Source organism: Catellatospora sichuanensis, from assembly GCF_007483665.1.
Classification (GTDB): Bacteria; Actinomycetota; Actinomycetes; order Mycobacteriales; family Micromonosporaceae; genus Catellatospora; species Catellatospora sichuanensis.
In genome coordinates this window covers 192,943-211,074 of the sequence record NZ_VIQO01000010.1, presented here as the reverse complement: position 1 = coordinate 211,074, position 18,132 = coordinate 192,943, and the positions used below count along the sequence as shown (strand labels likewise).

19 protein-coding genes are annotated in these 18,132 nt (G+C 71.8%); 13 read left to right on the top strand and 6 right to left on the bottom strand.

The features are described 5' to 3' along the window. The first annotated feature begins 166 nt into the window (after window positions 1-166). Together FLL47_RS20980 and FLL47_RS20975 are read left to right on the top strand one after the other, a co-directional pair. A complete protein-coding gene (locus tag FLL47_RS20980) occupies window positions 167-355 on the top strand; it encodes a hypothetical protein (protein WP_144122232.1) in 189 nt (62 codons plus the stop codon). 109 nt (window positions 356-464) lie between these two features. Continuing rightward, complete coding sequence (locus tag FLL47_RS20975) at window positions 465-1,025, top strand: HNH endonuclease (protein WP_144122231.1); 561 nt, start codon at window positions 465-467, stop codon at window positions 1,023-1,025. On the opposite strand, the gene ychF is transcribed toward FLL47_RS20975, so the two are convergent. Then, entirely contained in the window at window positions 1,015-2,100 is a 1,086-nt protein-coding gene (gene ychF, locus FLL47_RS20970) for a redox-regulated ATPase YchF (RefSeq protein ID WP_144122230.1), read from the bottom strand. The two genes, FLL47_RS20975 and ychF, sit on opposite strands and share 11 nt — an antisense overlap. Before the next feature lie 214 nt (window positions 2,101-2,314). Here ychF and FLL47_RS20965 point away from each other — a divergent pair, with 214 nt between their 5' ends. The 6 genes from FLL47_RS20965 (at window position 2,315) to FLL47_RS20940 (ending at window position 8,703) form a co-directional block, all read left to right on the top strand. Beyond that, window positions 2,315-3,760: a DNA-3-methyladenine glycosylase 2 family protein gene (locus FLL47_RS20965; protein WP_144122229.1), complete on the top strand. Its 1,446-nt coding sequence runs from the start codon at window positions 2,315-2,317 to the stop codon at window positions 3,758-3,760. Next, a complete protein-coding gene (locus tag FLL47_RS20960) occupies window positions 3,757-4,206 on the top strand; it encodes a methylated-DNA--[protein]-cysteine S-methyltransferase (protein ID WP_144122228.1) in 450 nt (149 codons plus the stop codon). The genes FLL47_RS20965 and FLL47_RS20960 overlap by 4 nt, the downstream gene beginning before the upstream one ends. A 173-nt stretch (window positions 4,207-4,379) precedes the next feature. Then, on the top strand, window positions 4,380-4,931 hold the full coding sequence (locus tag FLL47_RS44780; RefSeq protein ID WP_222106126.1) for a winged helix-turn-helix domain-containing protein: 552 nt from the start codon (window positions 4,380-4,382) through the stop codon (window positions 4,929-4,931). 31 nt (window positions 4,932-4,962) lie between these two features. Continuing rightward, window positions 4,963-6,408, top strand: a complete 1,446-nt coding sequence (locus FLL47_RS20950; RefSeq protein WP_144122227.1) for a S10 family peptidase — start codon at window positions 4,963-4,965, stop codon at window positions 6,406-6,408. A gap of 147 nt (window positions 6,409-6,555) precedes the next feature. Then, window positions 6,556-7,821, top strand: coding sequence for a hypothetical protein (locus tag FLL47_RS20945; protein ID WP_144122226.1), 1,266 nt, complete (start codon window positions 6,556-6,558; stop codon window positions 7,819-7,821). Between the two features lie 171 nt (window positions 7,822-7,992). Then, window positions 7,993-8,703: a hypothetical protein gene (locus tag FLL47_RS20940; protein ID WP_144122225.1), complete on the top strand. Its 711-nt coding sequence runs from the start codon at window positions 7,993-7,995 to the stop codon at window positions 8,701-8,703. Window positions 8,704-8,769: 66 nt separating this feature from the next. Here FLL47_RS20940 and FLL47_RS20935 read toward each other — a convergent pair whose 3' ends face one another. Beyond that, complete coding sequence (locus FLL47_RS20935; protein ID WP_425457744.1) at window positions 8,770-9,762, bottom strand: 4-hydroxy-3-methylbut-2-enyl diphosphate reductase; 993 nt, start codon at window positions 9,760-9,762, stop codon at window positions 8,770-8,772. 10 nt (window positions 9,763-9,772) lie between these two features. On the opposite strand from FLL47_RS20935, the gene xseA reads away from it, so the two are divergent. Together xseA and FLL47_RS20925 are read left to right on the top strand one after the other, a co-directional pair. Next, window positions 9,773-11,023, top strand: a complete 1,251-nt coding sequence (xseA, locus tag FLL47_RS20930; RefSeq protein ID WP_246158339.1) for an exodeoxyribonuclease VII large subunit — start codon at window positions 9,773-9,775, stop codon at window positions 11,021-11,023. Beyond that, the gene (locus FLL47_RS20925) at window positions 11,020-11,259 is read left to right on the top strand and encodes an exodeoxyribonuclease VII small subunit (protein WP_144122223.1); all 240 of its coding nucleotides are present in this window, start codon (window positions 11,020-11,022) and stop codon (window positions 11,257-11,259) included. Before xseA ends, FLL47_RS20925 begins: the two co-directional genes overlap by 4 nt. A 183-nt stretch (window positions 11,260-11,442) precedes the next feature. On the opposite strand, the gene FLL47_RS20920 is transcribed toward FLL47_RS20925, so the two are convergent. Next, on the bottom strand, window positions 11,443-12,363 hold the full coding sequence (locus FLL47_RS20920; protein ID WP_246158328.1) for a DMT family transporter: 921 nt from the start codon (window positions 12,361-12,363) through the stop codon (window positions 11,443-11,445). Between the two features lie 22 nt (window positions 12,364-12,385). After that, window positions 12,386-13,384: a class II fructose-bisphosphatase gene (gene glpX / locus FLL47_RS20915; RefSeq protein WP_144122222.1), complete on the bottom strand. Its 999-nt coding sequence runs from the start codon at window positions 13,382-13,384 to the stop codon at window positions 12,386-12,388. A 121-nt stretch (window positions 13,385-13,505) separates the two neighbouring features. On the opposite strand from glpX, the gene FLL47_RS20910 reads away from it, so the two are divergent. Beyond that, on the top strand, window positions 13,506-14,039 hold the full coding sequence (locus FLL47_RS20910) for a DUF4245 family protein (protein WP_144122221.1): 534 nt from the start codon (window positions 13,506-13,508) through the stop codon (window positions 14,037-14,039). Between the two features lie 55 nt (window positions 14,040-14,094). On the opposite strand, the gene FLL47_RS20905 is transcribed toward FLL47_RS20910, so the two are convergent. Further along, complete coding sequence (locus FLL47_RS20905; protein ID WP_144122220.1) at window positions 14,095-15,012, bottom strand: NAD-dependent epimerase/dehydratase family protein; 918 nt, start codon at window positions 15,010-15,012, stop codon at window positions 14,095-14,097. Between the two features lie 120 nt (window positions 15,013-15,132). Between FLL47_RS20905 and FLL47_RS20900 the strand changes: the two genes are divergently transcribed. Further along, window positions 15,133-15,903, top strand: coding sequence for a TetR/AcrR family transcriptional regulator (locus FLL47_RS20900; RefSeq protein ID WP_144122219.1), 771 nt, complete (start codon window positions 15,133-15,135; stop codon window positions 15,901-15,903). Window positions 15,904-15,949: 46 nt separating this feature from the next. Beyond that, complete coding sequence (locus FLL47_RS20895) at window positions 15,950-16,873, top strand: carbohydrate kinase family protein (protein WP_186315813.1); 924 nt, start codon at window positions 15,950-15,952, stop codon at window positions 16,871-16,873. A gap of 109 nt (window positions 16,874-16,982) precedes the next feature. On the opposite strand, the gene FLL47_RS20890 is transcribed toward FLL47_RS20895, so the two are convergent. Further along, window positions 16,983-17,951: an NAD(P)/FAD-dependent oxidoreductase gene (locus tag FLL47_RS20890; RefSeq protein WP_144122217.1), complete on the bottom strand. Its 969-nt coding sequence runs from the start codon at window positions 17,949-17,951 to the stop codon at window positions 16,983-16,985. Window positions 17,952-18,132 lie beyond the last annotated feature (181 nt).

Below are 18,132 nucleotides of genomic sequence, written 5' to 3'. Positions count from 1 at the left end.
CGTCAGCCGAGGGCACGTGGCACGAGCCCCAGCTGTGGCGGGCGTAGGACAGCTCCGCGTGCCGAGCCCTCGTTGCGTGTCGTCACGGCGGACCCTTTCACCGGGCCAGAATCGAAGCCAACGGGCATGCGTTGGGTCAGCTCGACGAGCGGTTGGGAGGCTGAGCATGGACGTGATCCGAGCGATCGATGAGGCGACCCGTGCCGAGCATGAGCGGTGGGTGGCGGAAATCCAAGGTTGGACTGACACCGCTCGCGAGCGTGGCGACGAAGTGGCAGTCCGTCGTTACCTGGCGCAGACAGCACGACTTGAGGCCATCCCGAAGCCGTGGGAGAACCAGCAGCGTGCCGCATAGCTGCGAGCCCGGCGGTCTGGACGAAGGAAGCACCGCCGACGTTCACCGTTTCGGTACGGGCGACGCGGGCAGGCGACCATCGAGGCGCAAGCGGTGGTACCCATGACACATGGCGCTTCGCAGCTACTCCGATGTACCGAACCGGGTCGTGCGTTTGTTCCTTGAACAAGCGGGGCGCCAGTACGACCAGAACCGGGGCCTCCCGCTCTTCGGAAGCATGCCTACTTCACTGCTGTCCCGTTTCGGCAACTCCTGCGCCTACTGCGGCGACGCGGCGGCGCTGGTGGCGGAACACGTGGTGCCGATCAATCGCACCGCGGTCGGTCTGCACGCCTGGGGCAACATCGTCCCGGCTTGCGAACCCTGCAACAAGGTCAAGGCCGGAAACCCGTGGGAGGGGCACCCTCGGCTCGACGGGCCGCGGCGGAGCGCCATCGCCGCTTACATCGCCGAATACAGGTACAAGCCGGACGTGACGGAGCTTCGGATCGTGGTGGAGAAGCTCTATGAGCTGGCCGACACCCAAACCCGCGCGTTGATTGACTTCGGCCTCGTCGCGTCGCGCCCCCACATCGCCGGCCTGCACACTCCGCCGCCCACGGATCTCGTGACCCCTCGTCGCGAGCTCGACCAAGTCGTGGCCGGGCCCACGGACTCAGCTACACGTTGAAGCGGAACTCCACGACGTCGCCGTCGGACATGACGTACTCCTTGCCCTCCATGCGGACCTTGCCGGCCGCCTTCGCCGCCGCCATGGATCCGTGCTCGACGAGGTCGTCGTACGCCACGATCTCGGCCTTGATGAAGCCGCGCTGGAAGTCGGTGTGGATGACACCGGCCGCCTCGGGGGCGGTCGCGCCGACCGGGACGGTCCAGGCGCGCGCCTCCTTCGGGCCCGCGGTGAGGTAGGTCTGCAGGCCGAGCGTGCCGAACCCGACGCGGATCAGCTGGTTGAGGCCGGGCTCGGACTGCCCGATCGACTCCAGCATCTCGGCCGCGTCCTCGGGCGACAGGTCGATCAGCTCGGACTCGATCTTCGCGTCCATGAAGACGGCCTCGGCCGGGGCGACCAGGGCCCTCAGCTCGTCGAGGAACTCGGCGTTGTGCAGCTCGGCCTCGTCGACGTTGAAGACGTACAGGAACGGCTTGGCGGTCATCAGGTGCAGCTCGCGCAGCTCGGCGAGGTCGATGCCTGCCTTGGCCGCGCCCGCGAACAGCGTCGTGCCGCTGTCCAGCACGGCGTGGGCGGCCTTCGCGGCGGCGACGATGCCGGCCCGGTCCTTGCGGACCCTGACCTCTTTCTCCAGCCGAGGCAGCGCCTTCTCGATGGTCTGCAGGTCGGCGAGCATCAGCTCGGTGTTGATGGTCTCGATGTCGTCCTTCGGCGAGACCTTGCCGTCGACGTGCACCACGTTCGGGTCGCTGAAGGCGCGCACGACCTGGCAGATGGCGTCACAGTCGCGGATGTTGGCGAGGAACGCGTTGCCCTTGCCCTGGCCCTTCGAGGCGCCCTTGACCAGGCCCGCGATGTCGGTGAAGCTCACCGGGGCGGGCAGGATGCGCTGCGAGGAGAAGATCTCGGCGAGCTTGTCCAGCCGCTGGTCGGGCAGCCCGACGACGCCGACGTTGGGCTCGATCGTGGCGAACGGGTAGTTCGCCGCGAGCACGTTGTTGCGGGTCAGCGCGTTGAACAGGGTGCTCTTGCCGACGTTGGGCAGGCCGACGATGCCGATGCTGAGGCTCACGACACCAAAGCTTACTGACCCACCCCTCCCCTCCCTCCTCCCCGCCCTCTCCCCGTGACCCCGATCGCCGAGATCGCGACGATCTTGCAAGAACTGTTGCCCTTTTGCCCGTTATAGGCGTGTCGTACCCACAGTTCACGCAAGATCGTCGCCGGACAGGGTGAGGTCCGATTTCCGCTAGCGGGGCGGGGTGGGCGGCGGGCAGGGTGGGGGTGTGGAGAGTTATTACCGGGCGGTGAGCAGTCGGGATTCTCGGTTCGACGGGCGGTTCTGGTTCGGGGTCACTTCGACGGGGATCTATTGTCGGCCGTCTTGTCCGGCGCGGACGCCCAAGTCGGAGAACGTGAAGTATTTCCCCAGTGCGGCGGCTGCGGCGCGGAACGGGTTCCGGGCGTGTCGGCGGTGTGCGCCGGACGCGGTGCCGGGGTCGCCGTTGTGGGACAGCCGGGCTGATGTGACGGCGCGGGCGGTGCGCCTGATCGGGGACGGGGTGGTGGATCGGGGCGGGGTGCCGGAGCTGGCGTCGCGGCTCGGGTATACCGAGCGGCATTTGAATCGGCTGCTCAGTGAGGAACTCGGGGCGGGGCCGCTGGCACTGGCCCGGACGCAGCGGGCACAGACGGCGAAGACGCTGATCACGAAGACCGGGCTGGGGCTGTCGGAGATCGCGTTCGCCGCGGGATTCGGCAGCATCCGGCAGTTCAACGACACGTTCCGTGAGGTGTACGGCTGCGCGCCGTCGACGCTGCGGCGGGCGGACACCCCGGTCGACGGGGTGGTGCCGCTGCGACTGAGCTACCGCGCGCCGCTGCATACCGAAGCCCTGTTCGGCTTCCTCGGCGCGCGCACGATCACCGGCGTCGACAGCTACACCGACGGCCGGTACACCCGCTCCCTGCGCCTGCCGCACGGCCCGGCGACGGTCACCCTGTGGCCCGGCACCGGCGCAGCACGCGACGACGGGACAGGCGCGGGCTCCGGTTTCATCGAGGCCGAGCTGCGGTTGTCGGACATGCGGGACCTGACGCCCGCGGTCGCGCGGTGCCGCCGCCTGCTGGACCTCGACGCCGACCCGGCCGCCGTGGACGCGGCGCTGGCCGCCGATCCCGCGCTGGCCGCGGTCGTCGCCGCCGAACCGGGGGTGCGGCTGCCGCGCAGCGTCGACGGGTTCGAGATGGCGGTGCGCGCCGTGGTCGGCCAGCAGATCAGCGTGGCGGGCGCGCGTACCGTGCTGGCCCGGCTCTGCCCGCCCGCAGCCGGGACGGCGGACCGGCCAGGGCTGCCCACCAGCGTCTTCCCCACCCCGGAGCAGCTGCTGTTGCTGCCCGACGAGGCGTTCTCGATGCCGGCGTCGCGGCGGCGCACCCTGCGCGCGGTCGCCGAGGCGGTGCGCGACGGGCTGCGGCTCGACGCGGGCAGCGACCGGGCCGCGACGCGGGAGGCGCTGCTGGCGCTGCCCGGCGTGGGGCCGTGGACCGCCGACTACATCGCCCTGCGTGCGCTGGGCGACCCCGACGTACTTCTGACCACCGACCTGGGCACCCGCCGCGGCGCGAAGGCGCTCGGCCTGCCCGACGACCCCGCGGACCTGGCCCGGCACGCCGAACGCTGGCGGCCTTGGCGCTCGTACGCGCAGATCCGACTCTGGAGAGCATCATGATCACCATTGACACCCCGGCCGGCCCGTTCACGATGACCGGCGACGGCACGGCCGTCACCGCGGCCGCCTTCGACAGCAGCCTGCCGCCCGAGTGGGCGACGCCCGGCGAGGTGCCGGCATCGGCGGTGGCCGCGGTGCGCGCCTACTTCGACGGCGACGTGGCCGCCCTGGACGGCATCGCGGTGAACCAGCACGGCACGGTCTACCTGGAGCAGTGCTGGGACATGCTGCGCACGCTGGACGGGCCGGTCTCGTACACCCGGCTGGCCGAGCTGACCGGCCGCCCGGCGGCGGTGCGCGCGGCGGCCCAGGGCTGCGCCCGCAATCAGATCGCGCTGATCGTGCCGTGCCACCGGGTACTGCGCACCGACGGCAGCCTGGGCGGTTACCGCTGGGGCCTCGACGTGAAGCGGTGGCTGCTGGAGCACGAGTCGGCACACCGCTGAGACCGGACTCACGCGGGCTCACGTATTTCCTACTAGCCCGATAGGAGTTATCGAGTTACGCTGTCCAGGTAATTGCTGAGTCGCTCGTGGAGGGTCCCGTGCCGCGAACGTTCCGATGTCGCCGGGCATTCGCACACCTGCCCACCCGACCCGTAACGACCAGGAGTTCCGACATGACAGTCATGCTCACCGAGCCCGCGTACACCGACGTGCTCTCGACCGTCCGCCGCTCCGCCGCCGACCCGGCCGGCGGCGACGAACCGCTCACCGTCACGCTGACCCTCAAGCTGACCGGCCCCGACGCGGCGACCGCCGCGACCCGTCTGGTGCACGCGCTGGCCGACGCGGAACCGCTGCGCGACACGGTCTGGGACGGCGAGATCGCCCCGCCCGAGCTGCCGGCACCGGCGCCGCGGCCGGAGAACGCCGTGCTGATCGACACGACGAGCCGCACCGTCACCGTGCACGGCGCACCGGTGCGGTTCACCCGCCGCGAGTTCGAGCTGCTGTTCTTCCTGGTACGCCACACCGGCGCGGCGTTCACCCGGTTGCAGCTGATGCGAGCGGTCTGGGGGCACGAGTTCAGCGGCGAGCGCACCGTGGACGTGCACGTCCGCCGGGTGCGCGCCAAGCTCGGCGAGCACGGCACGGGCCTCGCCACGGTGCACGGCTTCGGCTACCGGCTGGAGCCCGGCACCGGGATCGGGCTGCGACGGGCCGTCTGACACCGGCCACGCCGCAGTAGGGTCTGTCGCCATGGCAGACGAGCAGAAGAACAACGGCGCTCCCACCCCGGCCGCCGAGCCCGCCGACGAGCTCAGCGTCACCCATCACGAGGTCGCCGGGCTCCGCTACACCGCCACCGCGGGCCGGATCGTGGTGCGCGCCGAGTCGCACACCGACGACGCGTTCGACGGACACCAGGCCAAGGCCGAGATGTTCGTGGTCGCGTACACGCTGGACGGCGCCGACCCGGCCACCCGGCCGGTCGTGTTCGCCTTCAACGGCGGCCCCGGGTCGTCCAGCGTGTGGCTGCACCTGGGTGTGCTCGGGCCGCGCCGGGTCGTGATGGGCGACGCGGGCGCGCTGACGCCCCCGCCGTACGGGCTGGCCGACAACACCGAGACCCTGCTGCGCCACGCCGACCTGGTCTTCATCGACCCCGTGTCGACCGGTTACTCCCGCGCGGTCAAGGGCGGCAAGAGCAAGGAGCACCACGGCTTCACCGGCGACGTGGAGAGCGTCGGCGAGCTGATCCGGCTGTGGACGTCCCGGCACGGGCGGTGGACGTCGCCGAAGTACCTGTGCGGCGAGTCGTACGGCACGCTGCGCGCCGCCGCGCTCGCCCACCACCTGCAGGACCGGCACGGCATGTGGCTCAACGGCCTGATGCTGATCTCCAGCGTGCTCAACATCGGCACGCTGGAGTTCCACCCGCACCTCGACATGGCGTACCCGCTGTTCCTGCCGACGTACGCGGCGATCGCGCACTATCACGGCCTGCACGGCGACCGGCCGCTCGGCGAGGTGCTGGCCGAGGCGGAGGAGTTCGCCGACCGGACCTATCCGTGGGCGCTGGCCCGCGGCGCGCGGCTGTCCGACGCCGAGCGCACCGCGGCGATCGGCGCGCTGGCCCGGCTCACCGGCCTGGATCCCGACTACCTGGACCGGGTCGACCTGCGCCCCGAGCACGTGCGTTTCTTCACCGAGCTGCTGCGCTCGCGCCGCCGCACGGTGGGCCGCCTCGACGGGCGCTTCCTGGGCTGGGACGCCGACTACGGGCGCGAGCACTGGTCCAGCGACCCGTCCATGGACGCGATCATGGGGCCGTACACCGCGGCGGTCAACCAGTACCTGCGGACCGACCTCGGCTACCGCAACGACCTGCCGTACAAGACCCTCACCGGGGACGTCATGCCGTGGTCGTTCAAGGAGTTCGAGGGGCAGCACGTCAACGTGGCCGACAAACTCGCCGCCGCGATGCGCGCCAACCCGCACCTGCGGGTGCAGGTGGCATGCGGCTACCACGACGGCGCGACGCCCTACTACGCCGCCGAGCACACCTTCGCGCACCTGGAGATCCCCGCCGAGCTGCGCGGCAACATCGAGTTCCGGTACTACGAGGCCGGCCACATGATGTACGTGCACGAGCCGAGCCGCCTGGCGCAGGCCCAGCACCTCGCGGAGTTCGTCACGGCCTGACCGCACGCCGCCGCGGCGCGACCTCGTGCGCCGCGGCGGACCCGGGCGGCGGAATGCCTGTCGGAGGCGTAAATCACCACTTTGGAGGGTCCGCGTATGGCCGATCGCATCTAGGCTCGGTGCGCCGTGCCTACCGAGGAGCCGTTCGTGACGTCGTCCGACTACCGGGAATTCCAGCAGATCTGGCAGCCCCGGATCGCCGCCGAGATCTACGCGTACACCGGTGACCGTGCTGCCGCGGCCGAGATCGCCCAGGAGGTGTTCAGCCTGGCGGGCAGCCGCTGGACCAGGCTGGAGCGGCAGGAGGACCCCATCCGCTGGGCCCGCCAGGAGGCCTGGCAGCGCATCGACGAGCGGTGGCTCGGCACGGCACGGCCCAGTGGCGACGAGTTCGGCCCCGCGATGGTGGCCGCGCTCGCCATGCTCGACCCGGCCACCCGCCGGACGGTGGTGCTGCTGCTGGCCGACGTGCCCTCGCACGAGTACGTCGCGCTCGGCGCGACCACGATCCCCGCCGCGCAGTGGGACGAGGCGCTGGAGCACCTGGCCACGGCGCTGCCGGGGCAGGATCCTGCCGCCCTGTTCGCGCAGCTGTGCACGGGCTGGGAGATCACGGTGCCGCGCTCCCGCGCGGACTCTGCCAAGCCGTCCCATTCGCGCGCGGACCCCGCCAAGCCGCGGCGTGCGCGCTCGCACTCCCTCGCGCCGTCGCGCAGCCCGCGCCGTACCCGGTCCCTGGTGGCCGCCGGTGCGGCGGCCGTGCTGGTGGCGGCGATCGTGGTGGTGATGCGATGGCCCGCCGAACCCGCCGGCGGCACCGCCGCACCGGAGGTGTCCGCGAGCGCCGCGGCCGACATCCCCTGGCCCGATCCGTCCGCCACCGAGGATCCCGTGCCGACCCCGAGCGGCACGACCGCGACACCGAGCCCCGGGCCCAGCGCCTCCCGGGCGAGACCGACCCCAACACCGACCCGGCCCGGTGCGTCGCCGCGTCCGGGCAACCCGCCCGCGACCAGGCCGGCGGTGTCCCCCTCGCCCTCCCCGTCACCGCCCTGCCAGGTGATGGTCAGCGTCGGCGCGGTCGTCCCCGACGCCAACGGTGTGGTCGAGTTCCAGGCCCGCCAGACCGAGGGGCAGCTGGAGTTCTGCGGCACGCGCAGACTCGTGTGGTGGGCCAGCTACACCCTGGACGCCGAGGCCGGGGTGCTGCGCCTGGCCCACTCAGGCTCGCAGTATCTGGACAAGGACCGGCTGACCTGGTCGGCGACGATCGCGGTCGAGGACTGCGCCGGGGCCTGGTATTACGGGCGCGGCGAGGTCGAGATCCCCGCCACGATCGAAGACAGCGCGCGAGACGCCGCATTCGCCGGCAGCAGGCTCGGCACCAACGGCAGCGGAAGCGCCTGCTTCTGACACCGGGCCGCCGGGATGCCCCATGGTCGGCTTGCGGCGCCGCGCCTCACCTCGCACAGGTGCGACGGGGAAAGAACCATTCGCGGCAGGTGGATCAGCACATCGGTTGATCCACTCATGTGCCGGCCGAACCTACGCTCGGTGCCTCACATCGACGCGGGGGTGCCCACCATGACCGAACCGTCCTTCGAACCACCACCGGCGAGCCGCCGCCGCACCCTGGCCGTCGTGCTCTCGGCGGCCGGAGTGGCCGTGGCGCTGCTGCTGGGCGTGGTGCTGGTGCCCCGTTGGCTCGGCGACACCGCAGCCACCGAGGCCCCGCCTGCCGCTGCCGCATTCACCACCCCCGACGCCACCGGCCCGGCCGAGACCACCGCCGCCCCGGCCGGGTCGCCCCCGGCTGAGCCGAGCACGTCACCGAGCACTTCGCCGACCCCGGCGAGGGCCGCCACGCCCACCCCGCGGCCGAAGTCCTCGCCCCGTACCTCGCCGAAGCCGGCGGGCGTCCCGTCACCCGCGTGCTCGCCCAACTCGTCGATCAACGCGACCACGCCGAAGCGCGACTGGACGATCACCTTCATGGCCGACGGGAACGACGGCAGTCCGCCGCAGTTCTGCGGCCAGCGCCGACGGGTGTGGTGGGTCGTGTACGTGCCCGGTCCGGATCCGGAGCGGCTGTACCTGTACGACTCCGGCGTGTCGTACCTGGACGCGACCCACCTGACGTGGACCACGAAGCTCGCCGTGCACGAGTGCGCCGGATCCTGGTACTACGGCCGCGGCAGCACCGTCCTCCCGCAGACCATCGCCATGAGCGACCGCTCCACCGTCTTCGGCCACGACAAAGTCGGCTGGGACGACGACGGCAACCCCTGCAACTAGTCCGCCTGACGTCAAGAAGGGCACCTTCTACAACGCTGAGCGTTGTGAAGGTGCCCTTCCTTTCGATCAGGAGGCGGCGGCGGCTTTCATGTCGCGCTTGAGTTCCTGGGGCAGCGAGAAGATCAGGCGCTCCTGCACCGTGACGACCTCCTCGACGTCGGCGAAGCCCAGCTCGGCGAGGCGGACCAGCACCTCGGCGACCAGCTCCTCGGGCACGCTCGCGCCGGAGGACAGGCCGACCGTGGTCGCGCCGTCCAGCCAGGCCGGGTCGATCTCGTGAGCGAAGTCGATCAGGTGGCCCTGCCGGGCGCCGGCGTTGACGGCGACCTCGACCATGCGGACCGAGTTCGACGAGTTGCGGGAGCCGACCACCAGGATCACGTCGCACTCGGGCGCGATCTGCTTCATCACCTGCTGGCGGTTCTGCGTGGCGTAGCAGATGTCGTCGCTGGGCGGCGACTGCAGCAGCGGCAGCTTCTCCTTCAGCCGGGCCACGGTCTCCATGGTCTCGTCGACGCTGAGCGTGGTCTGCGACAGCCAGACGACCTTGCTCGGGTCGCGCACGGTCACCGCGTCCACGCCGCCGGGGCCGTCGACGAGCTGGATGTGCTCGGGAGCCTCGCCGGACGTGCCGATGACCTCCTCGTGGCCCTCGTGGCCGATGAGCAGGATGTCGTAGTCCTCCGCGGCGAAGCGCTTCGCCTCGTGGTGGACCTTGGTCACCAGCGGGCAGGTGGCGTCGATGGCCTTGAGGTTGCGCTCGCGCGCCTGGTCGTGCACCACCGGCGCGACACCGTGGGCCGAGAAGATCACCGTGGAGCCCTCGGGGACCTCCTCGTTCTCCTCGACGAAGATGGCGCCCTTGGCCTGCAGGGTGGTGACGACGTGCTTGTTGTGCACGATCTCCTTGCGCACGTAGATGGGGGCGCCGTAGAGCTTCAGCGCCTCCTCCACGGTCTGCACGGCGCGGTCGACACCGGCGCAGTAACCACGGGGCTTGGCCAGCAGGACACGCTTGCGAGGAGTCTCGATCACCCGACCATCGTACCGTCGGCCTATGGTGAGCCCTGTGACGGAGCAGAGCTCGGCGGAGCAGCCGTGGCCCGTAAGAGTGGTCAGCCAGAAGATCAGCGCCTGGATCGGCCGACTCGGCTGGATCTGGGTGGACGGGCAGGTGGCGCAGCTCTCCCGGCGGCCCGGCTCCGCCACGGTGTTCCTCACCCTGCGCGACCCGTCCGCCGATCTCAGTCTCACCGTCACCGCCAGCCGTGACGTGCTCGACAGCGGCGCGCCACAGCTCAGCGAAGGTGCCCGGGTGGTCCTGCACGCCAAGCCGGAGTGGTTCGCCCAGCGCGGCACGCTGAGCCTGCGCGCCGACGAGATCCGCCAGGTGGGCGTGGGCGAGCTGCTGGCCCGCCTGGAGCAGCTGAAGAAGCTGCTGCAGGCCGAGGGGCTGTTCGACCCGCGGCGCAAGCGGCGGCTGCCGTTCCTGCCCCGCCGCATCGGCCTGATCACGGCACGGGCCAGCGCCGCCGAGCGCGATGTGCTCACCAACGCGCGCCGCCGCTGGCCGGCCGTGGACTTCCGAGTGGTCAACGTCACCGTGCAGGGGCCCACCGCGGTCCCGTCGATCATCGGAGCGCTGCAGTCACTGGACGCCGACGAGAGCGTGGACGTGATCATCATGGCCCGCGGCGGCGGTGCGGTGGAGGACCTGCTGCCGTTCAGCGACGAGGCGCTGTGCCGGGCGGTGTTCGCCTGCCGCACTCCGGTGATCTCCGCGATCGGGCACGAGCCCGACACACCGCTCGTCGACTGGGTGGCCGACGTGCGCGCGTCGACGCCGACGGACGCGGCCAAGCGGGTGGTCCCCGATCTGGGTGACGAGATTCGCCTGATCGGGCAGGCACGGGGACGGGTCACCCGGGCGATGCGGCACCGTGTCGAGCGCGAGCAGCAGCGCCTCGACAGCCTGCGCAGCAGGCCCGCGCTGGCGAAGCCGTACCAGATGATCGAGACCAGGGCGAGCGACGTGGCCGCGCTGCGCGACCGGGCGGCGCGGGCGTTGACCCACCGGGTGCACCGGGCCGAGGGCGACCTCACGCACACCCTGGCCCGCCTGCGCGCCCTGTCCCCCGCGGCCACCCTGACCAGGGGGTACGCCATTGTGCAGCGCGCTGACGGCCACGTGGTGCGCGACGCATCCGAGGTGACGGCCGGTGACACCCTGCGGGTCCGCCTCGCCGAGGGCGAGCTGGCCGCCACCGTGACCACGACCACGACCACGACCACGACCACGACCAACGAGGAGAAGGCATGAGCAAGCGCAGCGAGGCCGTGGCCGACGACAAGGGCAAGCGCGACGAGGCCCCGGCGCCGGAGCTGTCCTACGAGCAGGCCCGCGGCGAGCTCGCCGAAGTGGTGCAGAAGCTGGAGTCCGGCGGCGGCACCCTGGAGGAGTCCCTCGCCCTCTGGGAGCGCGGCGAACACCTGGCCGCCGTCTGCCAGCGCTGGCTCGACGGCGCCAAAGCCAAACTCGACGCCGCCTCCTCCTGATCCTCCGGGCGCGTGCAGCGCGACGGCCCTTGATCATCCAACTTGCCAGGCACCTGTGCGTATCTTGACCGCGCTTTCGCCCGGTTGCCTGGCAAGTCGGGTGACCTTGGTGCGAGACCGCACCGGCACGCCGGACAGCGGGGGTCAGGACAGCCACCACACCCGCGGCGAAATGATCCCGGACTAGCCGCGGGTGGCGATGCGGACGGCGAGGAGGGTGAGGGCGGCGCCGGTGATGGTGAGGAGGTCGGGGCGGCCGGCGGGGCCGGGGACGGCGGCGTCGATGGCGAGCGCGCCGAGGATCTGGCCTGCGATCATGCCGAGGCCGAGCAGCAGTACGCCGATCCGGTGCACCACGGCCGCCGAGATCGCGATGAAGACGATGCCGAGCGGGCCGCCGACGTAGAGCCAGGGGACGGCGGGGAACGCGCCGGGTGGACCGCCGCCGCGCACCGCCGACTCGACGCCCAGCGCGACCAGCAGCGCGACCGTGCCCACCGCGAAGTTCAGCAGAGTCGCGGGCCACGGGGAGGTCGCGGCCAGCGCCACCCGCCCGTTGACGCCCTGCTGCCAGGCCACGCCGATGCCGGCCAGCAGCGGCAGCGCGGCGAAGCCGAGCGAGCGCGGGTCGCCGAAGCTGCCGCCGACCGCGACGATCACCGCCACCACACACAGCACCGCCCCGACGGCCCGGTTCCGGGTGATCAGGCGTTTGCCGCCGGGCCCGACGCCGAGCCGGTCCATGGCGAGGCTGGACGCGGACTGCCCGGCGACCAGGGCCACGATGAAGATCGAGACACCCAGCCAGGGCACGGTGAGCCCCTGGGTGGTGACCAGAAACGCGCCGCACGCCCCGCCGATGCACTGCCACCAGCGCAATTGCCCGGAGCGCAGCGCATCGATGATGCGGCGGGTGTTGCGGTGCATCCATGGCAGCGCGAGCAGCAGCACGACCAGTCCGACGCCGAACGAGACCGTGGCGGCCGCGATGCCGTCGCCGAGGCGGTGGCCCAGCTCGCCGTTGATGCGCGACTGCAGGGCCAGGCAGCTGCCGCCGAGCACGGCCAGCGCCACGCCGGCGGCCCGGCCGGAGTCGACGCTCACAGCCGGGCCTCAGCGGTGCGGATCACGCGAAGTCGACCACCGAGTAGCCGGCGAGCTTCTCCAGGCGGTGGTACGAGTCGATGACGCGGATGGTGCCCGACTTCGACCGCATGACGATCGACTGGGTGTACGCGCCGTTGTCCCGGTAGCGCACGCCGCGCAGCAGGTCGCCGGAGGTGACACCGGTGGCCACGAAGAACACGTTCTCGCCGGTGACCAGGTCGTCGGTGGTGAGCACGCGGTCCAGGTCGTGCCCGGCGGCGATGGCCCGCTCGCGCTCGGCCGCGTCCTGCGGCCACAGCCGGGCCTGCATGGCACCGCCGAGGCACTTGAGCGCGCACGCGGCGGTGATGCCCTCGGGCGTGCCGCCGATGCCCATCAGCACGTCGACGTCGGACTGGTCACGTGCGGCGTAGATGGCGCCGGCGATGTCGCCGTCGGAGATGAAGTTGATCCGGGCGCCCGCGTCGCGTACCTCGCGGATCAGGTCGGCGTGGCGGGGCCGGTCCAGGATGCAGACGGTCAGGTCGGACACGCGCACCCGCTTGGCCTTGGCGATGCGGCGCAGGTTCTCGGTCCAGCCGGCGGTGATGTCGATGACGTCGGCCGCCTCGGCGCCCACGACCAGCTTCTCCATGTAGAAGACGGCGCTCGGGTCGAACATCGCGCCGCGCTCGGCGACGGCCAGCACGGCCAGCGCGTTCGGCATGCCCTTGCTCATCAGCGTGGTGCCGTCGATCGGGTCGACCGCGACGTCGACCTCAGGCCCGGTGCCGTCGCCGACCCGCTCGCCGTTGAACAGCATCGGGGCGTTGTCCTTCTCGCCCTCGCCGATGACCACGGTGCCGGACATGGGCAGCGAGTTGATCAGCTTGCGCATGGCGTCGACGGCCGCGCCGTCGCCGCCCTCCTTGTCGCCCCGGCCGACCCAGCGGCCCGCGGCCATGGCCGCCGCCTCGGTCACCCGGACGAGATCCAGCGCGAGGTTCCGGTCGAGATCCTGCGGAGTACGGGTCGCCATGCTGCTCCTCCTACGATCGGCTGAAGTGATCCTGTCATGCCCCGGGCTGAACGTACGTTCGGGATGTTGCATACGGTGACCTCGTGCCGGTGTGACCTGTGACATCGGTCAAGATGGTGGGGTGAGCACCGTGGAGACCGTGGATAGCGAGCAGACGTCCGTGCCGGCGTCGGGTGGCCGCACCCCGAAGGACATGGCCCTGTCCCTCGGCGTGCTGCTGATCCCGGTGCTGCTCCTGGTGCTGGGCTACCGGCTGTTCTACGGCTGGGACACCGCGGTGACGGTGGATCCGGCGAACGCGATCGCGAGCGCCGGGCGGGCCTCGTTCGCCCCGCTGCCGATGGCCGCCCCGGACGGCTGGCAGACCGTGACCGCCAAGTGGGAGCCGGGCGTGCTGCGCATCGGCTACCTCGACCCGGACAACAACGGGGCGCGGCTGGTGCAGTCCCGCACCGCGCTGGACGCGCTGGTCAAGGACGAGCTGGACGGCAAGGCCCAGGCCGACGGCGAGACCGTGGTGGGCTCCGTCACATGGCAGCGCTTCCGCGCGCCGGACGGACAGACCGCGCTGGCCCGGTCCGCGGGCAACACCACCACGCTGTTGATCGGCCAGGGCGCCGACCTGACCGGGCTGGCTGCGGCGATCGCCCGCTGACGGCGCGGCCAGGCGCATCACCTGGCCGATCGCCGGCATGTCTGCCTGTCGCCGCTCAGGCGTCGCGGTATGTCGCCGCGGTCTCGGCGAGGGTGTCGTCCAGCGGCGTCGGCTTGAGGCCGAAGACCTGCTCGGTGTGCGAGCTGTCCACGACGAACGGCGCGGCGAACTGGTAGTGCGTGGTCCGCATCTCCTTCAGCATGGTCGAGAACAGACCGGCGGCCCACAGCACCGGGTACGGCACGCGGCTCACCTTGGCCACGGGCAGGCCGATCAGCTCGTTCGCGCGCCGGGCCGCCTGGCGGATGGAGATGGGGGGCGCGGTGGGCACCAGCCATGCCTGGCCCCAGGCCCGCTCGTCGCCGGCGAGCGCGACCAGGGTGCGGGCCACGTCGGCGATGGCGGTCCAGCTGTGCGGGGCGTCCGGGTCGCCGATGACGTACGCGGTGCGGCCCTTCGCGGTGCGCGACAGCGCGGTCTCGTTGAGCACCCCGTAGGACCCCGGACCGGCGAAGTCGCTCGCCCTGGCCTCGGTTGCCCGCAGCCGTCCGGCCCGGTGCGCGGCCAGCGCGTCCTCCCACATGCGCACGCGCATCGCCAGCTTCGGGTGGGTGGCGGCGAGCGGGGTGTGGTGGGTGATCGGGCCGGTGACGGGACCGTAGCCGTACAGGTTGCTCATGGTCACCAGCACCGCACCGGACGCCTCCGCGGCGTGCAGCAGTGCCCCGGCCAGCGGCGGCCAGTCGGTCAGCCAGCGGTGGTATGCCGGGTTCGCGCAGTTGTAGAGGGCGGTCGCACCTTCGGTCAGTCCGGCGAGCCGGGCCGGGTCGGCGGCGTCGGCGGCGACCAGCTCGATGCCGGGCGCCGCCGGCCCGGTGCCCCGGCGGGTGACGATCCGGACCTGCTCGCCGCGCTCGGCCAGCAGCAGTGCGGTGGCGGAGCCGACAGGTCCCGCGCCGACGATCACATGCATCTCAGTCTCCCCAGATCTCTGATTCGTTTCGAGAGCACCGCTCTCTGTTGAGACCAGTCAACACCCTTCTCCTCGCGACTGTCAAGAGCAGTGCTCTCGTTTTGTTGCTATGCTCTCGACATGACCGCCAAGAACATCCGCGCCCGCGTACGCGATGAGCTGACCAGCGAGATCAAGGCCATCGCGCGACGGCAACTCGCCACCGAGGGCGCCAACCTGTCACTGCGCGCGGTGGCCCGGGAGCTGGGCATGGTCTCGTCGGCGGTCTACCGCTACTTCCCCAGCCGCGACGACCTGCTCACCGCGCTGATCATCGACTGCTACGACGAGCTGGGCGCGGCGGCCGAGACCGCCGAGGCGGCCGTGGACCGCGCCGACCTGATCGGCCGGTGGCTCGCGACGGGACACGGCATCCGGGACTGGGCCCTGGCCAACCCGGCCGAGTACGCCCTGATCTACGGCTCGCCGGTGCCCGGCTACAAGGCCCCGGAGACGACCGTCGGCCCGGCCGCCCGCACCACGAACCTGATCCTCACCCTGCTCGCCGACGGTGTGGCCGCCGGCGTGCTGACCGCCCCGCCCGCCGGACGCGCACCGGACACGAGTCCGGCCACGTCGGCCACGAACTCCGGGACGAACCGGTTCCCGGCGGCGGGGGGCGGGCTGCCGCTGCCCGCCGACCTGTCCGCCGAGCTGGACCGCATCGCCGCACTGGTCTGCCCGACCGTGCCGCGCGAGCTGCTGGCCCGCGGGATCACCGCCTGGATCCAGCTGTTCGGCGTGGTCACCTTCGAGCTGTTCGGCCGGTTCCAGAACATGATCGAGGACAGCCGCCGGTCGTTCTTCGACCACCAGCTGCGCGTGATGGCGGGGTACGTCGGTCTGCGGTGACGGGTGCGGCATTGCCCGGCCGTCGCGCGGCGGCCACACTATCCGGGTGATCGTGGTAGCCGGAGAACAAGTAGTCGACCTCGTCCCCGCCGGGGAAGCCCTGCTGCGCGCCGCCCTCGGTGGCGGCCCCGCCAACACCGCCATCGCGGCGGCCCGGCTCGGCGCGCCCGTGGCGATGGCGGCGCGGGTCGGCCGCGACTCCTTCGGCAATGCGTTCCGCCAGCGGCTCACCTCGTCGGGCGTGGACACCCAGTACCTGGTCGCCACGTCCCAGCCGTCGGCGCTGGCACTGGCCACGGTCGGCGACGACGGCGAGGCGCTGTACGACTTCTGGCTGGCCGGGGCCGCCGACTTCGGCTGGCGTGAGCGCGAGCTGCCCGAGCTGCCCGACGGCAGCACCATCCACATCGGCTCGCTGGCCGCGTTCCTGCCGCCGGGCGCGGACACGCTGGAGCGCTGGGCGCTGCGGCACCGCGACCGGTGCACGATCACTTTCGACCCGAACGTGCGCGGCGTCGCGCTGGCCCGCCCGGACTCCCTGGTCCGGCTGGAGCGCCTGGTCGAGCTGGCCCACCTGGTACGCGCCAGCGAGGGCGACCTGACCCACGCGTACCCGCACGTGCCACCGATGGAGACCGCTCGCCGCTGGCTGGCCGCCGGCCCGCGACTGCTGGTGCTGACGCACGGCGACGCGGGCGCGGTGGCGCTGACCGCGACCGAGGAGGTGACCGTCGCCGCCCCCGCCATCTCGATGATCGACTCCATCGGCGCGGGCGACACCGCGATGGGCGCGCTGCTGGCCTGGCTGCACACCGCCGGACGGCTGGGTGACCAGCTCGGCCGCGAGCTGGCGCCGGAGACGCTGCGGCTGATGCTGCGCCACATGTGCGACGCGGCAGCGCTCACCTGCACCCGCCCCGGCGCCGACCCGCCCACCCTGGACGAACTCCGCGCGTTCCAGCTCGTCTGACCTCCACGATCGTCCGACTTGCCGGGCACCTGGGCGTAACCGCGCCCAAGATACGCACACCTGCCTGGCAAGTCGGGCGATCATCGCGACGCGTGGCCGGTGGCCGAGGTCAGACGACGTCCTCGGAGGAGTGGCCGGGGAACAGGTGCGCCGCAGGGTCGATCACGATCGCCGCGTTGTTGACGGCCGTGGCGGCCTCGCCGAAGCCGGTCGCGATGAGCCGCACCTTGCCCGGGTACTCCACGATGTCGCCCGCGGCGAAGATGCGCGGCAGGTTGGTGGCCATCGTGGAGTCGACGGTGATGTGCCGCTTGTCCAGGGCCAGGCCCCACATCGCCAGCGGTCCCAGGTCGGCGGTGAAGCCGAGCGCGGCGACCACGACGTCGGCGGGGATCTCCTCGGTGCCGTTCAGCTCGACGGACTCCACCTGGCCGCCGCCGATAATCTTGGTGAGCTGGCTGTTGACCTCGATGCGCACCGGCAGTGCCTTCACCCGTGCCACGGTCGCGGCGTGGGCCCGGAACTTGTCGCGCCGGTGCACCAGGGTGACGCTCGCGGCGACCCCGGCCAGCGCCAGCGCCCAGTCGAACGCCGAGTCGCCGCCACCCACGATCACCACGTGCTTGCCCGCGAGCATCGTCGGGTCCGGCACGAAGAAGATGATGCCGGCGCCGGTGAAGCCGGCCGCGGCGGGCAGTGGACGCGGGGTGAACGAGCCCAGGCCGCCGGTGATCAGCACCGCGCCGCAGCGCACCTCGGTGCCGTCGCCGAGCCCGAGGACCGGGATGCCCTCCGCATAGGTCAGCGCGGCGGCCTGCACGCCCAGCCGGTACGTCGGCGAGAACGCGCCCGCCTGCGCCACCAGGTTCGCGATGAGCTCGCGCCCGCGCACCGCGGGGAAGCCGGCCACGTCGAAAATCATCTTCTCCGGATACATGGCGGTGACCTGCCCGCCCGCCTCCGGCAGCGCGTCGACGACCAGCGTGCTCAGCCCCCGGAACCCGGCGTAGTACGCCGCGAACAGACCGGTCGGGCCCGCCCCGATGATCGCGACATCGACCTCGCTACGCTCGCTCACGCCTGCTCCTCGCTTCGCTCGTCGGCGGCGGTGCGGGGGCCCATGGTTCGCTCACTCCGGTCGCTCACACTGCTCCTCGCAACGCTCGTCGATGACATGAGCTCCGGGCCGCCCCACGGCCGCTCGTCGTCCGACGCCGGCGACGAGGTGAACCGGATCGAGCCATCTGACTCGTTCGCTC